This window comes from Sporosarcina sp. FA9, assembly GCF_051550205.1.
In the GTDB taxonomy this organism is placed as follows: Bacteria; Bacillota; Bacilli; order Bacillales_A; family Planococcaceae; genus Sporosarcina.
Window position 1 is genome coordinate 3,506,590 of sequence record NZ_CP188819.1, and the last position, 17,666, is coordinate 3,524,255.

At 39.4% G+C, this 17,666-nt stretch carries 20 protein-coding genes, 1 riboswitch and 1 other annotated feature; of the genes, 12 read left to right on the forward strand and 8 right to left on the reverse strand.

The features are described 5' to 3' along the window. Positions 1–141 precede the first annotated feature (141 nt). The 3 genes from ACP8HH_RS17995 to ACP8HH_RS18005 all read right to left on the reverse strand — a co-directional run bounded on the left by ACP8HH_RS17995 (position 142) and on the right by ACP8HH_RS18005 (position 1,926). On the reverse strand, positions 142–1,281 hold the full coding sequence (locus ACP8HH_RS17995; protein ID WP_438313642.1) for a DUF2812 domain-containing protein: 1,140 nt from the start codon (positions 1,279–1,281) through the stop codon (positions 142–144). Then, positions 1,278–1,607: a PadR family transcriptional regulator gene (locus tag ACP8HH_RS18000; protein WP_438319248.1), complete on the reverse strand. Its 330-nt coding sequence runs from the start codon at positions 1,605–1,607 to the stop codon at positions 1,278–1,280. Before ACP8HH_RS18000 ends, ACP8HH_RS17995 begins: the two co-directional genes overlap by 4 nt. Before the next feature lie 133 nt (positions 1,608–1,740). Beyond that, complete coding sequence (locus ACP8HH_RS18005; protein ID WP_438313644.1) at positions 1,741–1,926, reverse strand: hypothetical protein; 186 nt, start codon at positions 1,924–1,926, stop codon at positions 1,741–1,743. A 188-nt stretch (positions 1,927–2,114) separates the two neighbouring features. On the opposite strand from ACP8HH_RS18005, the gene ACP8HH_RS18010 reads away from it, so the two are divergent. Next, entirely contained in the window at positions 2,115–2,507 is a 393-nt protein-coding gene (locus ACP8HH_RS18010; RefSeq protein ID WP_438313645.1) for a thiol-disulfide oxidoreductase DCC family protein, read from the forward strand. Between the two features lie 55 nt (positions 2,508–2,562). Here the strand turns inward: ACP8HH_RS18010 and ACP8HH_RS18015 are convergent, their stop codons facing one another. The 3 genes from ACP8HH_RS18015 to ACP8HH_RS18025 form a co-directional block, all read right to left on the reverse strand. Next, positions 2,563–2,919: a DUF779 domain-containing protein gene (locus ACP8HH_RS18015; RefSeq protein WP_438313647.1), complete on the reverse strand. Its 357-nt coding sequence runs from the start codon at positions 2,917–2,919 to the stop codon at positions 2,563–2,565. A 15-nt stretch (positions 2,920–2,934) separates the two neighbouring features. After that, entirely contained in the window at positions 2,935–4,476 is a 1,542-nt protein-coding gene (gene adh / locus ACP8HH_RS18020) for an aldehyde dehydrogenase (RefSeq protein ID WP_438313649.1), read from the reverse strand. A 107-nt stretch (positions 4,477–4,583) separates the two neighbouring features. After that, positions 4,584–5,537, reverse strand: a complete 954-nt coding sequence (locus tag ACP8HH_RS18025; RefSeq protein ID WP_438313651.1) for an aminopeptidase — start codon at positions 5,535–5,537, stop codon at positions 4,584–4,586. 106 nt (positions 5,538–5,643) lie between these two features. On the opposite strand from ACP8HH_RS18025, the gene ACP8HH_RS18030 reads away from it, so the two are divergent. The 8 genes from ACP8HH_RS18030 to ACP8HH_RS18065 all read left to right on the forward strand — a co-directional run bounded on the left by ACP8HH_RS18030 (position 5,644) and on the right by ACP8HH_RS18065 (position 14,329). After that, positions 5,644–6,810, forward strand: a complete 1,167-nt coding sequence (locus ACP8HH_RS18030) for a S1C family serine protease (RefSeq protein WP_438313652.1) — start codon at positions 5,644–5,646, stop codon at positions 6,808–6,810. A gap of 114 nt (positions 6,811–6,924) precedes the next feature. After that, complete coding sequence (locus ACP8HH_RS18035; protein ID WP_438313654.1) at positions 6,925–7,635, forward strand: winged helix-turn-helix domain-containing protein; 711 nt, start codon at positions 6,925–6,927, stop codon at positions 7,633–7,635. Beyond that, positions 7,632–9,035 (forward strand): sensor histidine kinase, encoded by a 1,404-nt coding sequence (locus ACP8HH_RS18040; protein WP_438313656.1) that lies wholly within the window; start codon positions 7,632–7,634, stop codon positions 9,033–9,035. Before ACP8HH_RS18035 ends, ACP8HH_RS18040 begins: the two co-directional genes overlap by 4 nt. Positions 9,036–9,140: 105 nt before the next feature. Next, positions 9,141–10,040: a foldase protein PrsA gene (locus ACP8HH_RS18045; protein WP_438313659.1), complete on the forward strand. Its 900-nt coding sequence runs from the start codon at positions 9,141–9,143 to the stop codon at positions 10,038–10,040. 88 nt (positions 10,041–10,128) lie between these two features. After that, positions 10,129–10,243: riboswitch (SAM riboswitch) on the forward strand. Between the two features lie 104 nt (positions 10,244–10,347). Further along, positions 10,348–11,166: a MetQ/NlpA family ABC transporter substrate-binding protein gene (locus ACP8HH_RS18050; protein WP_438313661.1), complete on the forward strand. Its 819-nt coding sequence runs from the start codon at positions 10,348–10,350 to the stop codon at positions 11,164–11,166. Positions 11,167–11,476: 310 nt separating this feature from the next. Beyond that, on the forward strand, positions 11,477–12,490 hold the full coding sequence (locus tag ACP8HH_RS18055) for a methionine ABC transporter ATP-binding protein (RefSeq protein WP_438313664.1): 1,014 nt from the start codon (positions 11,477–11,479) through the stop codon (positions 12,488–12,490). 3 nt (positions 12,491–12,493) lie between these two features. Continuing rightward, complete coding sequence (locus tag ACP8HH_RS18060) at positions 12,494–13,165, forward strand: methionine ABC transporter permease (RefSeq protein WP_438313667.1); 672 nt, start codon at positions 12,494–12,496, stop codon at positions 13,163–13,165. Positions 13,166–13,180: 15 nt separating this feature from the next. Next, positions 13,181–14,329 carry an alpha-hydroxy-acid oxidizing protein gene (locus tag ACP8HH_RS18065; RefSeq protein WP_438313670.1) on the forward strand — a complete coding sequence of 383 codons (1,149 nt, stop codon included), beginning with the start codon at positions 13,181–13,183 and terminating at the stop codon, positions 14,327–14,329. Between the two features lie 110 nt (positions 14,330–14,439). Here ACP8HH_RS18065 and wrbA read toward each other — a convergent pair whose 3' ends face one another. Continuing rightward, the gene (gene wrbA / locus ACP8HH_RS18070; protein WP_438313673.1) at positions 14,440–15,105 is read right to left on the reverse strand and encodes an NAD(P)H:quinone oxidoreductase; all 666 of its coding nucleotides are present in this window, start codon (positions 15,103–15,105) and stop codon (positions 14,440–14,442) included. A 63-nt stretch (positions 15,106–15,168) separates the two neighbouring features. Further along, positions 15,169–16,206 (reverse strand): DUF3238 domain-containing protein, encoded by a 1,038-nt coding sequence (locus tag ACP8HH_RS18075; protein ID WP_438313676.1) that lies wholly within the window; start codon positions 16,204–16,206, stop codon positions 15,169–15,171. 414 nt (positions 16,207–16,620) lie between these two features. Beyond that, positions 16,621–16,695, forward strand: a sequence feature (ribosomal protein L21 leader region). A 12-nt stretch (positions 16,696–16,707) separates the two neighbouring features. Between ACP8HH_RS18075 and rplU the strand changes: the two genes are divergently transcribed. The 3 genes from rplU to rpmA are packed head-to-tail and all read left to right on the forward strand — an operon-like array spanning position 16,708 to position 17,657. Beyond that, the gene (rplU, locus tag ACP8HH_RS18080) at positions 16,708–17,016 is read left to right on the forward strand and encodes a 50S ribosomal protein L21 (RefSeq protein ID WP_381540057.1); all 309 of its coding nucleotides are present in this window, start codon (positions 16,708–16,710) and stop codon (positions 17,014–17,016) included. Between the two features lie 7 nt (positions 17,017–17,023). Further along, on the forward strand, positions 17,024–17,353 hold the full coding sequence (locus ACP8HH_RS18085) for a ribosomal-processing cysteine protease Prp (RefSeq protein ID WP_438313678.1): 330 nt from the start codon (positions 17,024–17,026) through the stop codon (positions 17,351–17,353). 13 nt (positions 17,354–17,366) lie between these two features. After that, on the forward strand, positions 17,367–17,657 hold the full coding sequence (gene rpmA, locus ACP8HH_RS18090) for a 50S ribosomal protein L27 (protein ID WP_438313681.1): 291 nt from the start codon (positions 17,367–17,369) through the stop codon (positions 17,655–17,657). The last annotated feature ends 9 nt before the right edge of the window (positions 17,658–17,666 follow it).

Here is a 17,666-nt window from a genome sequence, read left to right on the forward strand (position 1 = left end):
AACACCTGTAATTGTAAGTTCCAATACTCAATACCTTTACCAATCACGTTCGTAAAAACACAGTTTTCCAGACAAAAAAGAGATGATGCCCTATGTTGTTTATCCATAATGTTACCATTTGGAAATAAAAAAAAAGCACCGCTAAATGCGATGCGGGTTGGTCAGTTTATGTCTCATTCGCAGTCCATAGCGAATCGTTCGATAAACGAGTCGAATGGGCAGAGCCATAGACAATATAATTACACCTATTAGGAATTGAATGAGCAGTGTTAAACCTTCCTCCTTGTAAAAGGGAATGCCTATCCAGAGTAAAAAAGTGGAAATCGCTACAGGAAATAAAATGGAAAGTGCATTGCCTATAATCACTTTGCGAATTCTTTTCTTCTCTTCCACTGGATCATACGTAAACTGAGGCTTTTTCTCGCCTGGCTTGTATTCTTTCATCCAAATCGATTGTTTTGTAATGGAAAAGGTAGAAGTGTATTTCAATTTCCATCCTTCACTTTTATGTAAGTCGTAGTACAGCGAGGAAGCCTTCAGTTGATAATCGTAGACATACGAAACATGTTTTGGTTCTCCTTTCTCAAAATTGAAGCGGCCGTTTTGCTTGCCAATTCGAACGAAATGATTGCCTCGGAGCGCCATGTCCGATAACCAGTCTTCAAGTAAATCAGGTGTTTCCGCCCAACTCAGTTTCCATATTGAAAAGGTTTCACCCGTTGTGTTCAAAACATCTTCACCGGTATTAAAATAATTATGCTCAAAAGCACGTATCTTTTTCTTTAAATAAATAGCAAGAAACATGATGACTACGCTTTGTGTTAAATGTGCTGAAACGATTATTCCAAACGGCCCACTGCCTTCGAAGCCTTCTCCAGAAGTAAGAAGAATTAGTAATAGAAGAAGCATAAACAATGCCTGTGCACCACTGAAAAAAGAAACACCCGTGGCAACAGTCGCATGGAGTTTATTTCTTTTGAGAATGCCGTCCCGAACTGGATACGCTCGAATTGCGTCCTTGGCATTTTCAACAAAACGCCAATTTCCTTCTTCTACCCTTGATTTCCAACCCGACTTTTCCAACGTACGGGTCAACGGACTCTTTAATTTATCATAAATAATTTGGTATTCTACCTTAGCAGAGACCGCTTCTTCGAATGCAAAAAAACGCGTTATTAAGTTGACCTGCACTACTTTTTTCCCTTCAGCAGCCATCTCCGCTAACCAATGCTCCGTTTTTTCCACATCATAACTCCAAAACGGACGCCATTTTTTAATCATTGAAATTCCCCCTCGTACATTAACACATTTGTGTACAACTCTTTTAGCCGACCCATTTCATGCCGCATCAATGCTTTCCCTATTTCTGAAACTTCATAAATTATTTTCCTTGTTTCATCCGCATAAACGCTGACTATTCCATCCCGCTGCATCTTCTTCAGCGTCCCATATATTGTCCCAGACCCTAGAACGAGCCGTCCATTTGTTAATTCTTGGACATGTTTGATAATGCCGTAGCCATGACGTGGAACGGAAAGTGATACTAGAATGTAAAATGCCGATTCCGTCATTGGGACATATGTTTTCAATACTTTATCGATATTCACCTGCATTCACATCCGCTCTACAATTCGTTCTATTTCGCAACTCGACTATATCACAACGTGACACAGTCAATCAAGAGAATAAATAAATTAAAAAAAGCTGTCCAATTTGGTCAGCTTTTGATGTGTTTCTTGGCTATTGGTAATCTCTCGGCAACTTTATATCTGCATCTGCTTCTTCGATAGGTTTTTTCTTATCAAATTCTTCTTCCCTATCAAAGTCGTACACGGGTGCACCTTCACCAACCATTTTTAACGAAGCAATATAGTCTTTATTCTGCCTCATTTTCATTTCTTCAGGATCTACTTGTGAGTGGTCCATACGATTAGCCTCCTAACTATTTTTCACCAGGGCAAAAAGAATAGATAGCAACAATCGAATCCTTTAATAGATTACTATCTCTGATTATACTAAACTTTCTGTCATTTGTAAATAGGTACCCCAATAGTTTGGTTATCCTATCTAAAGGCTATACTTAATAAAGATCAATACTATCAGGAGGAATTCGAATGAAACGACTTGTATTATTTGATGGTGATTGTAATTTTTGTGACTCAAGTGTTCAATTTATAATAAAAAGAGATCCAGTTGCTCACTTTCAATTCACTTCATTGCAAAGCGAAGTTGGAGTAAATACGGTTAAAGAGTATAATATCCCCAGCGATGTGGATAGCCTTGTACTTATTGAAAATGGAAAGGCATTTACGAAATCTTCTGCAGCACTTCGAATCGCAAAAAAACTGGACGGTTTGTGGCATCTTCTGTTTATCCTAATACTTGTACCACGTCCAATACGCGATTTATTCTATGATTACTTCGCAAGCAATCGCTATAAATGGTTTGGTAAAAAAGATGAGTCCTGTGCACTTCCAACGCCTGAAGTACGAGAACGTTTTCTTTAGTATCCATTTATATTCAGAAAAACCTTCTGAAATTGCTCAGAAGGTTTTCTTTTGCTCACTTTTGCAATTCCAAATTTTCTTCCACTGTAAATGCTCGGGATCTCGTTAAAAAACGTTTCCCCTCCACACCTTCAAGTGAAAACATACCTCCGCGTCCTTCTACGACGTCGATAATGAGTTGGGTATGCTTCCAATATTCAAATTGGTTTTTGTGCATATAAAATGGAACTTCACCAATAAATCCTAAAAGAACGTCCTGTTGACCGATAATGAGTTCTCCCTCCGCATAACACATCGGCGAGGACCCATCGCAGCAACCGCCAGATTGGTGAAACATAAGCGGACCATGTTTACTTGTTAATTGCCCAATAAGTTTAAGTGCAGCTTCTGTTGCAAGTACACGATCTGTCATCCATAGTCCTCCTAATTAAAAGAACCCAAGCTTTTCTTCACTGTAACTGACCAACATATTTTTCGTCTGTTGGTAATGGCTAAGCATCATTTTGTGGTTTTCGCGACCGATACCGGATGCCTTATAACCTCCGAATGCAGCATGAGCCGGATACGCATGATAGCAATTTGTCCAGACGCGACCCGCTTCAATTCCACGAGCTAAACGGTAGGCCGTATTTGTATCACGCGTCCAAACACCCGCACCAAGGCCGTACAATGTGTCGTTCGCAATCTCCAACGCTTCTTCCTTCGTCTTAAACGTCGTGACCGATACTACAGGACCGAAAATTTCCTCTTGGAAAATTCTCATTTTATTATTCCCTTTAAACACTGTTGGTTGGATATAATATCCGTCCTTTAAATCGCCGTCTAATTTATTTTGTTCTCCACCTGTTAAACATTCCGCTCCTTCCTGCTTACCAATATCTAAATAAGACAGGATTTTCTCCATTTGTTCAGTAGATGCTTGTGCACCCATCATCACTGTTGGATCAAGAGGGTTGCCCGTTTTAATTGCTTTAACGCGTTCAATTGCACGTTCCATAAATTTGTCGTAAATCGATTCTTGAATTAATGCCCTTGAAGGACATGTGCACACTTCACCTTGGTTAAGTGCAAACATGACAAATCCCTCTACTGCTTTGTCGAGCAGTGCATCATCCTCATCCATAATATCTTCAAAGAAAATATTCGGAGACTTTCCGCCAAGCTCTAGTGTGACTGGTATCGTATTTTGAGAAGCGTATTGCATTATAAGTCTGCCTGTCGTTGTCTCACCCGTAAATGCAATTTTTCCGATGCGTGGGCTTGAAGCAAGCGGTTTCCCCGCTTCCAAACCATATCCGTTTACAACGTTTACAACTCCTGCCGGCAACAAGTCTTCGATTAACTCCATTAGGACCATAATCGAAGCGGGTGTCTGTTCAGCCGGTTTTAATACAACACAGTTCCCAGCAGCAAGTGCCGGCGCCAGTTTCCATATCGCCATTAAAATCGGGAAATTCCACGGAATAATTTGTGCAACAACACCGATTGGTTCATGGAAATGATAAGCTACTGTGTCGTTGTCAATCTGACTAACTCCGCCCTCTTGTGCACGGATCGCTCCTGCGAAATAACGCAAATGATCGATTGCTAATGGTAAATCAGCGTTTAGCGTTTCACGAATCGCTTTTCCATTTTCCCATGTTTCAGCTACGGCTAGCATTTCAAGGTTTTGTTCCATACGATCAGCTACTTTTAGTAGAATATTTGAACGATCAGTGACGGATGTTTTACCCCACGCTTCTTTGGCAGCATGTGCTGCGTCGAGTGCGAGTTCAATATCCTCTTCAGTCGAACGTGCAACTTCCGTAAATTTCTTACCAGTTACTGGTGTTGGATTGTCGAAGTATTGCTTATTCTTTGGTTCAACCCATTCCCCACCAATAAAGTTTTCGTATCTCTCCTTGAAATTAACTTTTGAACCTTTTGTATTTGGAAATGCGTACACCTGATTTTCTATTGCTGATACCACTAAACATTCCTCCCTGTTCCGTTGGTTGATTTCCAACTGTGACTGTTGCGGTGATTTACACACACACTACTAATCTACGTTCCAGCCTACAAGGATATGCCTGATTTTTATAAATGAATCTCACCATTAGAAACAAAAACGTTTCCATCGATGAAAACTTTTGGTCTTTTAATGACTGCGTCAATATGTACGCCTGCGTTTATTATTCCACCAAAATTATGATTTGTTCCAAACGCTATATGACATGTACCGTATTTTTTCTCATCTTCAAGTACATTTCCCGTAAACCGCGCAAATGGATTTGTACCAATACCAAGTTCACATAAATACCTACCGTCCCCGTCACCCAGAAGTTTTAAAAGTTCCTGCCCCTCCTTACCTTCCGCCTCTATCAATTTACCGTCCTTTAATTTCAGTATAATTGGTTGTTTTAACAATCCGATACCAGCAATTGATCCGTCAATTCGAATTTCACCGTTCGCAGTTCCTTCTATTGGAGCGATATATGTTTCACCAGACGGTAAATTTCCTGAATCTCCAGGATTTATTAAAAAACCCGTGCTCGCTTTACTCTTTCTTCCACTGATTTCAAAAGTTAGCACGGAATCACCGGTTTCGATAACTACATGTTTTCCTCGGTCGAGTACAACTTCTACTTGCTCCCCTATTTTCCGTACGTCCGAGTAATCCGCTTTCAATGCACCATTCGTGAGCATGTCTAATGTCAATCCCGGCATTGTTGCAATCCTAGTATTATTCTCAGCTGCTTTTTTTCGAGCTTTTGTATGGGATATTGAATGTTCTGTGATGCATATCGCGACGTCAACATTCATCATCGCATCCGCCACCGGGCTTGGTGGTTCTTCACCTGACTTTTTTCTAGGGACATATTGCATCAACAACGTTTCTGCCCCTATTTCAACGCCAGCATTATAAAAGAGATCTCCAAGCTCTTTTTTTGTAGAATCAATTACGATAAGTAGTATTTCAGTTGGTTTTACATTCAAATTATATTCCAGCACTTTTTTTGCCACAGCAAACGATTCATAAATCTTTTCCAACTCAATCAATTCCTTTCAAAAGTCTTTAATTGTTCATGTCTCCGTAATAGTTTGTTCATATTTACCAAGTAGTATAAAGGTATAAAGAGAAACGGAGGAATTCATTATGAATAATGAAAATAATAAAGGCTCTGTTAAACGTTTTCTATCGACAATTAGTGCCGGTGTCATTGGGTCGATTTTAACGCTTGGTGTTGTTATGAATACAAACATCATTCAGAAGTCTTCTGCAGATAACTCTCCTGTTATTGAGGAATCTGCGGCATATACCTTAGAACAAACAAGTGCGAAGTCAGACTTGTCACTATCCGATATGGTTGAACAGTCATCAAGTGCAATCGTCGGTATTGTTAACTTCCAAAATAGCGATAATCGTTTCAATTCTGAATCCAAGAGCGTGCAAAGCGGTTCAGGCTCTGGAGTGATTTATAAAATCGATAAACATTATGCCTATATTGTAACAAATAACCATGTCATTGAAGGAGCTACTAAGCTTGAAGTATCCCTTGAAAGCGGAGAAAGAGCAACGGCTGAGCTTGTCGGTAAGGATGCACTAAGCGATCTTGCTGTCTTAAAAATAGATGCGAAGTATGCAGATACGGCCCTAAAGTTTGGAGATTCTGACACACTTCGTGCGGGAGATCCTGTTGTAGCTATTGGGAACCCACTAGGTCTAGACTTCTCAGGAACTGTGACTCAAGGTATTGTCAGCGCAGTCAATCGGTCGATCACAGTGAAAACGTCTGCCGGGGAATGGGAGTTTAACGTTATTCAAACAGATGCAGCTATCAACCCTGGAAACAGTGGTGGAGCACTGATAAATTCGGCAGGCGAAGTCATTGGTATTAACAGCCTTAAAATTGCAGAAAAAGGCGTCGAAGGCCTCGGCTTTGCGATACCAAGTAACGAAGTCATCCCCTTAATAGAAGAGATGACAAAGAATGGTCAAGTAGAACGTCCATATATCGGAATCGGCATGGCTGAACTTAGTGAAGTACCACAAATGTATTTACAAGAACTGCCAAACTCCGTTAAAGGTGGAGTTATCGTCGCTAGTGTAGACCCTGAATCAGCTGCAGGAAAAGCTGGTATTCAATTAGAAGACGTTATTACATCTATTAATGGAACAGACATAAAAAGTTCTACTGAATTGCGTAAATTTCTTTATTCCAACCTCAAGATCGGTGATACAGCAACATTCACAATTTACCGCGGGGCCAAATTGCTTACAATTGAAGCCACTTTAACAAGCAACAATAAGTCTTCAAACTAAATAACAACAAGCACCTATGATCTGTTCCTTCAGACCATAGGTGTTTGTTGTTGCATATTTAAAAAATTCCGTTTACTTTGGAGAGAATAGTACATTAGAGAGGGGATTCGCCGCTTGAAAATATTAGTAATAGAGGACAACGAAAGTGTCTCTTCGATGATTGAGCTCTTTTTTTCTAAAGAAGGAATTGACGGTACTTTTGTAATGGATGGTTTAGAGGGGCTTGAACTTGCTAAACGCGACGATTGGGACTGTCTCATTATCGACTGGATGCTTCCTGGAATGGACGGTGTATCGATTTGTCAGCAGTTGCGAAAAGAGAACTACTCCATACCCATCATCATGCTAACCGCCAAAGATAGTGAGTCCGAACAAGTACTGGGGCTCGAAATGGGCGCTGATGATTATGTGACCAAACCTTTTAGTCCTCTTGCACTCATGGCCCGTATTAAAGCAGTAACGAGAAGGTACGCTTCCTTAAAAGAAGAGATGCCCATGGAAGGTGTAGTAGAAACAAAACATTTTAAAATCAATTTACATACGCGAGAAGTGTTGCTAAACGAAAAACCCGTTTTGAATCTTACGCCTAAAGAATTCGATCTTCTGTATCACTTTGTCCAACACCCAAAGCAAGTATTTTCACGTGACCAATTGCTAGACAGTGTATGGGGATATGATTTTTACGGTGATGATCGAACCGTAGATGTGCATATTAAGAGACTTCGCACCAAAGTTTCGACAGATGAGCAACCTTTTTTTCACACAGTCTGGGGTGTTGGTTACCGATTCGACGAAACCTTTGAAAATAGAGATGATGCACAATGAAAATAAAATATTTATACCAGTTAATCGTCAGTCATGTGAGCGTAATTGTGATTTCCTTTTTACTCATCAGCTTATTGTTCTCACATTATGTCGAGCAATTTGTTTATGACAACAAAACCGAGGAACTTTCATCGTATGGCCAAAGTATTTTACAGGATTTCGAAAAAAATCAACGAAATTCAGCAAACATACTTAAAAATTATGGGCACGTCCTTCAGGGAAGAGATATTCAGTACAGTCTTTTTGATGAAAGATCAGCTATTATTTATTCAACAAGTACAAATACTCCACTCATTGAACTCAATGAGGATGAATGGGGACATCTAAAAACCGGGCATAAAATTACTGTGAAACAAGACTTTAAAAGGTTTCGTGAAGGGGTCACATTCGTTTTACTTCCACTTCATTTGAACAATCAATTTGTTGGTGGTATTTTACTGACGTCTCCAATAAAAGGCTCCCGGGAAATCATCTCACAAATGAATAACTACTTAATATACACGACAATTATCGCTTTAGCTGTTGCTTTCATTCTAAGTTGGATACTGTCTACGTTTCACGTAAAACGTATAAAACGGCTAAGGGAAGCAACTTCTAATGTCGCACGCGGTGATTATTCTGTACGGATCCCATACTCTGATTTTGATGAAATTAGTGAGCTTGCGGGGGATTTCAATGGAATGGTTGAAAAATTAGATCTTTCGATGGAAGAAATTAAAAGCCTTGAAAACAGGCGCCGTCAATTCATGGCCGATGTATCTCATGAACTGCGAACACCACTTACAACAATTCGCGGCGTTATTGATGGGTTAAAAAACAATATGATTGCCGAAGATAAGAAGGAAAAAGCACTTGGACTTGCTCGCAATGAGACGATGCGACTCATACGTCTTGTCAATGAAAATTTAGATTATGAAAAAATTCGTTCCAACCAAATAACACTTAACAAACAAAATATTCAACTCGTGGAACTATTGAATATTATCAAAGATCAACTTGAAGGTGCTGCTGGTGAACGTAACAATGTGATTCTTGTTGCTTCTAATTCTGATGTAACTGTCTTTGCAGATTACGATCGACTCACTCAAATATTAATTAACATTACAAAAAACAGCATTCAATTTACAGAAAGCGGTACGATAACATTAAGAGGTATCGCACTGGAAAATGAAACGATGATTGAAATTGAAGATACAGGGATAGGAATCGATCCCGCGGATATCGAAAAAATATGGAGTCGGTTTTACAAAGCGATTCTTTCGAGGACGACGAATCCTTACGGCGAGTTTGGTCTAGGCTTATCCATAGTGAAGCAGCTCGTCACTATGCATAACGGAACAATTCAAGTTACGAGCGAAACAGGAAAAGGGACAAAATTCACCATTTTAATTCCCCATTAAAGTTCACAAAATCGCCATGAAATTATGTAGTGATTTTCCCGTTAATAGTTTGTTCATAATTGCAATGTATGATAAGTTTAAATCTAACGAATTGGAGGCAATATAATGTTTAAGAAATGGAAAAAGTCACTACTAAAGGCAGGTATACTCTCCTCTCTCCTGGTCGTTGCTGTAGGTTGTTCAAACGAAGAATCGATTGCATCAGTTGAAGGGGACAAAATTACCAAAGATGAATTATATGAAGTTCTCGTACAATCTCAAGGAGAAAAAGCACTTGCTGCACTAATTGATGAAAAAGTCATTGCACTTGAAGTGAAAAAGAAAAAAGTCAAAATTTCCGACAAAGAGATAGATAAGGAACTAGAGACATATATTGAAAATGCCGGTAGTCAAGAAGCATTTAAAGCTACTCTAGAACAGAATGGTATTACAGAAGCTCAACTCAAAGAAAACATTGTTCAATACTTATCCATCCGTAAATTGATTGAACCTAGAATTGACATAACAGATGAAGAAATCAAAGCGTACTTTGATGAAAACAAAGCACAATTGGATCAACCGGAATCCGTTGAAGCGAGCCATATTCTCGTAGAAGATGAAGCAACAGCAAAAGAAGTTGCACAAAAAATTGCTGATGGTGAAGATTTCGCAGCTTTAGCAAAAGAATATTCAACAGATGCTTCAAATGCTGATAAAGGTGGAGAACTTGGATTCTTCCCACGTGGAAAAATGGTTCCCGAGTTCGATGAGGCAGTATTTTCAATGAAACTCGATACGATAAGTGAACCTATTAAAACAGATTTCGGATACCACATTATTAAATTAACGGATAAAAAAGAAGCAAAAGAAGCTGTTTTAGAAGACCACAAAGAGGATATAAAAGAAGGATTATTTGAAGAAAAACTACAAGGTCAGTATGTCGAATGGCTTGACGAAGTAAGAGCTGATTATAAGATTGAAAACTCTTTAGAGAAAAAAGAAGAGAAAGAAAAAGAGGAAAAGTAAAATTTTAACAAAACAAAAGCATTGACATACTCTGATTACTCGTGTAAATTATTCACATGAGTAATTATTGATAACCGAATAGCAACATCTCTTATCAAGAGTAGCTGAGGGAAAGGCCCGTTGAAGCTCGGCAACCACCTACTGTGAACAACAGTAGAAAGGTGCTAAATCCTACAAGACATTTATGTCTTGAAAGATGAGAGAGGATTATCGTATTTCCTATTGTATAAATACGCCTCTCTATTTCTGATAGAGAGGCTTTTTGTATTATTAAAAATTATCTACAAAACATTAGGAGGAATTTTATATGAAAAAAATTGCAGCTCTATTATCATTAATCTTATTAATCGGTGTCCTTTCGGCTTGTGGAAGTAAAGACAAAGAATCAGGTAAAGCATTAAGCGAGGAAAAAATCGTCGTTGGTGTTACAGCAGGTCCACATGAGCTCGTTGTAAATAAAGTCAAAGAGCTTGCTGCAAAAGAAGGTTTAGAAATTGATGTTAAAGTTTTCACAGAATATATTTTACCGAACACAGCACTATCTGAAGGAGATTTGGATATCAACAGCTTCCAAACACTACCCTTCTTAGAAAAAGTGAACAGTGACCGTGATTTAAATCTAGTTCATGTTGCAAAAACCATTTTACTTCCAATGGGGATTTACTCAGACAAATTCGACAGTATTGACGATATCCCCGATGGAGCAACTTTCGGAATGCCGAATGATCCAAGTAACGGAGCACGCGCTTTGATTGTATTAGAAGCAGCCGGCGTGATTACACTAAGAGAAGAAGATAAAACTACTGGAACAGTTCAAGACATCGTAGAAAATCCGAAAAACTTGAAATTCGTTGAATTAGAGGCATCACAACTTCCTAAACAACTTATTGAATTAGACTTTGCTGCCATTAACACAAACTTTATTTTAGCAGCAGGTAAGAACCCAGTTGAAGATTCAATCTTCTTAGAATCTAAAAGCTCTCCATACGTGAACTACATCGTTGTCCGTGAAGAAAACAAAGACGATGCTGTCGTTAAGAAGTTTGCTGAACTTTATCAATCCGATGAAGTAAAAGAATTCATAAAAGAAGAATTCAACGGAACAATCCTCTCAAGCTGGGAATAACAAAAGCGAAAGCGCCTGTTTAGGCCCGACAGGCACAAGACGGTTTGATAATGTGGCGCACTTCAGCCACATTAACAAAATGACTTATGACCCGAGGGGCTAGGCGCTGAAGACTAGACGAGAACAAAAGCGTAAGCGCCTGGGTAGACCCGACAGGCACTGGAGGAGATGAAAAAGAAGTCGTACTTTGACTTCTCTTTCATCTTTGAAGTGACCCGAGGGGCTAGGCGCTGAAATTTATAACTAGATTAACGATAAGTGTTTCACATCTCTGTTCAAGCAGTTTTTTCTTTAGAAAGGAATGAGTGTCATGATTAAATTAAACAATGTTTCAAAAGTATTTGAATCCAAAAACGGGGATGTCAAGGCAGTTAGCAATGTCAATCTTTATGTAAAAAAAGGTGAAATCCACGGTGTTATCGGGTATAGCGGTGCAGGAAAAAGTACACTCATCCGATGTGTCAATTTACTTGAAAGACCCACTGTCGGAGAAGTATTCATTAGCGGAACAGAATTGACAACTCTTCCTTTGAACAAACTGCGCGAGATGAGACAAAACATTGGTATGATTTTTCAAGGGTTTAATCTATTGAAAACTGCAACGGTATATGACAACATTGCGATTCCACTTAGATTGCTCGGACTTGATAAAAATGAAGTAGAGCTGCGCGTCGTTAAATACTTGAAAATTGTTGGCTTAACAGATCGACAAAAGGCATATCCAAACCAATTGTCTGGAGGACAAAAGCAGCGCGTCGCTATTGCTAGAGCTTTGGCACAAGAACCAAAGATTTTACTAAGCGATGAAGCAACAAGTGCTCTCGATCCAGAAACGACAGAATCAATTTTGGATCTATTGTTAAAAGTAAATGAAGAGCTTGGCATAACTATTTTACTAATCACACACGAAATGAATGTCATTCAAAAGATTTGTGATTACGTCTACGTTATTGAAGCTGGGGAACTTATTGAGCACGGGACTACGATAGACTTATTTGCAAGACCGAAGGAAGAAACAACTACGAAGTTTCTGAACACAATTGCCCAACGAAAACTACCCTCCTCACTAATTCAACAATTAAATCTTACAGGTAATGTTTCAAGATTAACTTTTGTCGGTGAGGCAGCAGGACAACCGCTTATTGCCCTTGCAACAGAGCGATTCAATGTGACACCTAATATTTTATCGGCAAATATTATTGAATTGAAAAACGGCATTGTCGGCAACATTGTAATACACCTTGTCGGTGAAACAAATAACATTATCGATGCTCTTAAGTTCCTAAAAGAACAAGGCGTTGGTGTTGAGGAATTGGAGGGATAATGAATGGATAAATATGAAGAGTTCATGACTAAATGGTTACCAGTAATCGGAAAATCAATTGTAGAAACTTTTCAAATGACCATCGTTTCCCTACTGATTTCGATTGTCATCGGTGTTTCACTAGGAATCATATTGGTACTTACACGTCCAGGTCAATCTTTTGAAAACAAATGGGTCTATCGTTTACTAAATCTAGGCGTTAATATCATCCGTTCCATTCCATTTATTATTCTATTGTTTTTCATTCTACCATTTACTAAGTTTATTGCCGGAACGACGATTGGCGTTCAAGGAGTTATCGTACCTCTTGTAATTTATACAGCACCGTATATCGCAAGACTTATGGAAACTGCTTTACTTGAAGTCGACCACGGTGTAATCGAAGCGTACACCGCAATGGGTATTAAAAGAAGATCCATCATTTGGAACGTTTTACTTAGAGAAGGAAGATCTTCAATCATTTTGGGCTTAACGATTGCAACGATTAGTTTAATTGGTGCAACGGCAATGGCTGGTCTTGTTGGTGCTGGGGGTCTTGGAGATCTTGCTTATAGATACGGGCATATCCAATACGAAGTGAACGTCATGTACGCAGTTGTCTTTATACTGATCATTCTTGTACAAACGATACAAGTTGCAGGCACCTATTTTGCAGCCCGTCTAAAAAGAGATTGAAAGGATTGAATGTACATGACTCGTAAAAAAAACAACGACTCTTTTCTTCAAACAATGTCATCTTCCGTAGATGAACAGTTCCCTATTAACTTTAAAGCATTGGAAGAAAAGGCAAGTACTTTACTATCCAAAGGAGCTTTTGGATACATCCAATCGGGGGCTGGTGGAGAAGAGACACTGAAAAAAAATACGTCTTCTTTTTCAAAACTATCGATTGTTCCTAGATTTTTAAACGATGTATCCAATGTCGATACGAGCATCACGTTATTTGGTCGTACATATCCACAACCTTTTCTCTTGGCACCGGTAGGTATGTTGAAACTTGCACATGAAGATGCGGAAATTGCGACAGCCAAAGCAGCAGCAGAATACGGAATTCCGTATATCCAAAGCACAGTTTCTAGCTACTCGATAGAACAAATTGCGGCCGAAACGGGCACGAGTCCAAAATGGTTTCAATTGTACTGGTCCAATCATAAAGAAATTTCTTACAACATGGTTCGTAGAGCTGAAAAGGCCGGCTATGAAGCGATTGTTCTAACGGTTGATACGGTCATGTTGGGTTGGCGTGAAGAGGACTTACGAAATCAATTCTCCCCTCTTAAATTAGGCCTGGGAAAAGCGAATTATGAAACCGATGACGTTTTTTTAGCTGGTTTGCCTAATAAAGATGAAGAAACAATTATCCAAGGGATTATCGATAATATCCATCATCCTACACTTAATTGGGCGGACGTTGCCGAACTGAAAAAGAGAACGTCCTTACCAATCCTATTAAAAGGAATTCTTCATCCTGATGATGCACTCTTGGCAATTGAAAACGGCATCGACGGAATTATCGTTTCAAACCACGGCGGAAGACAGCTTGACGGCGTGGTATCGAGTATCGATGCTCTTCCTGCAATTGTAAGTGCTGTGAACAAGCAAATCCCAGTTTTGCTTGACAGCGGAGTCCGACGGGGTGCTGATATTATTAAAGCACTGGCTTTGGGAGCCGATGCGGTTTGTATTGGTAGACCATATGTATACGGACTTGCTGCGGGTGGACAATTTGGGGTAGAAAAAGTGATTGATGGGTTTGTTCAAGAAATAAGTGTTTCAATGGCACTCACCGGTGTCGCAAATACATGGGATCTTCGCAATGTGACGATAGTGAACTCATGACTGAACGTTCTTTTACTTTGGAAGCAAAAATCCGACCTATTTAGGGTCGGATTTTTTATTGTACACATATGAAGTTGGTGAAAAAGATCCATCAACTTTGATTTTTACAATTAAGTGTTAAAACCTTTTAAGGCTTGCCCTACGTTTAGTGTACGCTTCGCCTGATATTGAACGGCCGCTTTTAAAGCGGGGATATCATCCGTGATTTTCCCCTCTGGGCTTACAGTTGCACTTGTTCCGTAAGGATTCCCATTTGCCTCACTTACAACAGCATCTGTGTAGCCTGGTGCCGCTACGATTGCACCCCAATGATACATTGTCGTATAAAGTGAAAGAATGGTAGCTTCTTGACCGCCATGTAGATTTTGGGCAGAGGTCATCGCACTTACTGCTTTATTCGACAGCTTTCCTTGGAACCAGAGTCCGCCCAATGTATCGATAAAGCTTTGCATCTGACTCGCAATGTTTCCGAAGCGTGTTGGTACACTAAAAATTAGTGCATCTGCCCATTCGAGATCCGCCCCAGTTGCAACTGGAATATCTTTTGCCGCTTCCACATGTGCTTTCCACCCAGGTGTTGAATCGATTACTGCCTGAGGTGCTGTTTCGGGTACTTTTACAAGTCTCACTTCAGAACCAGCTGCTTCCGCTGCTTCTGCCGCCCATTGCGCCATTTGATAATTCGTACCTGTTGAACTGTAGTATACAATTGTTGTTTTCATTTTTTCCGTCTCCTTCATATCCATATTTCCAAGTAGTCTGTATAGATATCCCATTGCTTATTCACCACTTTCCAGCATTAGTGTACTATTATACCACTTGAAGGACTGTATGCTTTTCTATTCAAAATTCGAGTATCGCCAGTACTGCCAAGCCGTTATTTCGGACATCCAGGCAAGTCCCTTACTTTCAGCTAACTGGATTGGCATCCAGTTTTCTTTGCTACCACGAGACATATATACTTCATGATGAGGTGCTTGGTCATGGAATCCAGTGATATCGAATGTACCATCTCTTTGCATAACTGCACGAACATCGTAATCAATTTCTGGTGCTTTGACGAGCGGATTTCCGACAGAATGAGTGAGAAGAAATCCAACTTCTTGTTCCCCGTGATCCAGCCTAACAAGTTTAATACCGTCGTAGGAAGCAACTGCCTTTTGTCGGAATCTCTTTGCCCGATTATAGGAGACCGTTTGTCCAATCTCCTTTGTAAAGGTCAATGGTGTCTTAGGTTTATCATAGGTAAGTTCGATGTCGACACGCGTCCTAAAACCTTTGCCTTCTGGATCAAAATTTCGGTCGTCTCCTTTAAAATAGTGATCCATCGCTACTATATTCGGATTTATCACCCACTTTTCTTTTAAAAATGTTGTGTACCTAAATTTCCATCGATTTACGTTTGTCCTTCGTTGTTTCTCAAGCACGGGAATTAGCAATGTATTCGGTTTTCCAATTAACTTCGAAACTTTAAACTCTTCAGTCGCTGCTTTTTCTTTATTTGATACAGGATTCAGTACACCAAAAACAGTTGCTAGTACTGATTTACTTTTACTAAGTGTTTCCTCCGATTTCGCAAGGGCGCGTTTTGACAGGATCGTATACACATATGATTCATCTAAAGAAAATTTGTAATCGGTAAAATGATTTGTCTTTACCGTTGCCATAAAATCGCCATTCCGATAGACATTGTATTCATCCACTTTACTAATTTCTTCCCATGACAAAACAATCTTCATTTTCGTAACAATTGTCGACATAACAAGAAACTGAAGTGGGTTTTCAATGTTACGTTGTTCAGCATAAGCTGACGTTTGCAGTGCAATGACTCTTACTATCTCACCGTTTTCAACTTGTTCAATTGAATAGTTGTACATTCTTGCATGATTGAAATCGCCATCTTTGAATTCTGCTACGGTCCCTTCATAAAGAAGTTCTCGATCACGATAAACATGATACGTTCCACCAATATCATTCCAAGTAAATTCTATTAAGTCCGGATGATGTGATAATGATTTTATTTCGAACTTTTCAATAGTAAGTCCTCCCCTGAATTCCAGCGATTTAATTCTATTTAAGTAGTTATTCCCTTTAATTGAACCTCTTTAAACCCTTATATTGAAATGCTAGAGTAATTAGTAAAACATTGAAAATGTATGAATCAAATACACTTCCGTTCAAACATGCCTTAGAAGTACGGATAGATGAGTTGTTCGCTGTCTGATTGTCTTTCACGACTTGACCGAAACAATTTTATGTGATAATGTTTTAATGTTATTAACAGTAGTACGCTCGTGCTACAACCGCACTGAAAAGGTCTAAGTATCCTTATGGGGTCACCTTTAACGGCGAGTCTGAGTATAAGAGGAGGTATAAGTATGTACGCAATTATTGAAACAGGCGGAAAACAACTTAAAGTTGTTGCAGGCCAGGAAGTTTATATCGAAAAAGTAGCAACTGAAGTTGGCGAAATCGTCACTTTCGACAAAGTGCTATTCGTAGGTGGAGACGATGTAAAAGTAGGCGTTCCATTCGTGGAAGGAGCTTCTGTCACAGCGAAAGTTGTTGAACAAGGCCGCGCTAAAAAGATTACTGTTTTCAAATACAAACCGAAAAAGAATTACAAGCGAAAACTAGGTCATCGTCAGCCGTTTACAAAAGTTATCATTGCCGATATTACACTGTAAGGCCGACATGATTACAATTAATGTAAATAAAGACAAATCGGGTCGCATTCTGTCGTTTGAAATGACCGGCCACGCTGATTTTGCTGAACATGGAAAAGATCTTGTATGTGCAGGTGCATCTGCTGTATCTTTCGGTGCAGTCAACGCAATAATCTCAATTACAGGCAAGACACCTGATATCCAACAAGGATCTGACGGTGGATACTTGAACGTCATACTTCCGAATTCTTTAGAAAATGATCACGATATACAGTTGATTGTAAAAGCGATGGTTGTTTCTTTACAAACAATCGAAAATGACTATGGGCACTATATAAAAGTACTTTTTAAAGAGTAGGAGGTGGCACATAATGTTACGTTTAGATCTCCAGTTTTTCGCATCGAAAAAAGGTGTAGGTTCAACTAGAAACGGTCGTGACTCTCGCTCACAACGTCTTGGAGCAAAACGCTCTGACGGACAATTCGTTACAGGTGGATCAATCCTTTATCGTCAACGCGGAACTAAAATTCACCCAGGTGAAAACGTAGGTCGTGGAAGCGATGATACACTTTTCGCTAAAATTGACGGCATCGTTCGCTTTGAGCGTCTTGGCCGCGATAAAAAGAAAGTCAGCGTTTATACTGAAGTTAAAGAAGCTTAATCACTGACT

Excerpts from the sequence above, each read along its gene's own strand:
- ACP8HH_RS17995 (WP_438313642.1), bottom strand. The coding sequence starts at position 1,281 with ATGATTAAAAAATGGCGTCCGTTTTGGAGTTATGATGTGGAAAAAACG.
- ACP8HH_RS18005 (WP_438313644.1), bottom strand. The coding sequence starts at position 1,926 with ATGGACCACTCACAAGTAGATCCTGAAGAAATGAAAATGAGGCAGAAT.
- ACP8HH_RS18010 (WP_438313645.1), top strand. The coding sequence starts at position 2,115 with ATGAAACGACTTGTATTATTTGATGGTGATTGTAATTTTTGTGACTCA.
- ACP8HH_RS18015 (WP_438313647.1), bottom strand. The coding sequence starts at position 2,919 with ATGACAGATCGTGTACTTGCAACAGAAGCTGCACTTAAACTTATTGGG.
- ACP8HH_RS18030 (WP_438313652.1), top strand. The coding sequence starts at position 5,644 with ATGAATAATGAAAATAATAAAGGCTCTGTTAAACGTTTTCTATCGACA.
- ACP8HH_RS18040 (WP_438313656.1), top strand. The coding sequence starts at position 7,632 with ATGAAAATAAAATATTTATACCAGTTAATCGTCAGTCATGTGAGCGTA.
- ACP8HH_RS18045 (WP_438313659.1), top strand. The coding sequence starts at position 9,141 with ATGTTTAAGAAATGGAAAAAGTCACTACTAAAGGCAGGTATACTCTCC.
- ACP8HH_RS18050 (WP_438313661.1), top strand. The coding sequence starts at position 10,348 with ATGAAAAAAATTGCAGCTCTATTATCATTAATCTTATTAATCGGTGTC.
- ACP8HH_RS18055 (WP_438313664.1), top strand. The coding sequence starts at position 11,477 with ATGATTAAATTAAACAATGTTTCAAAAGTATTTGAATCCAAAAACGGG.
- ACP8HH_RS18060 (WP_438313667.1), top strand. The coding sequence starts at position 12,494 with ATGGATAAATATGAAGAGTTCATGACTAAATGGTTACCAGTAATCGGA.
- ACP8HH_RS18065 (WP_438313670.1), top strand. The coding sequence starts at position 13,181 with ATGACTCGTAAAAAAAACAACGACTCTTTTCTTCAAACAATGTCATCT.
- wrbA (WP_438313673.1), bottom strand. The coding sequence starts at position 15,105 with ATGGGATATCTATACAGACTACTTGGAAATATGGATATGAAGGAGACG.
- ACP8HH_RS18075 (WP_438313676.1), bottom strand. The coding sequence starts at position 16,206 with ATGTACAACTATTCAATTGAACAAGTTGAAAACGGTGAGATAGTAAGA.
- rplU (WP_381540057.1), top strand. The coding sequence starts at position 16,708 with ATGTACGCAATTATTGAAACAGGCGGAAAACAACTTAAAGTTGTTGCA.
- ACP8HH_RS18085 (WP_438313678.1), top strand. The coding sequence starts at position 17,024 with ATGATTACAATTAATGTAAATAAAGACAAATCGGGTCGCATTCTGTCG.
- rpmA (WP_438313681.1), top strand. The coding sequence starts at position 17,367 with ATGTTACGTTTAGATCTCCAGTTTTTCGCATCGAAAAAAGGTGTAGGT.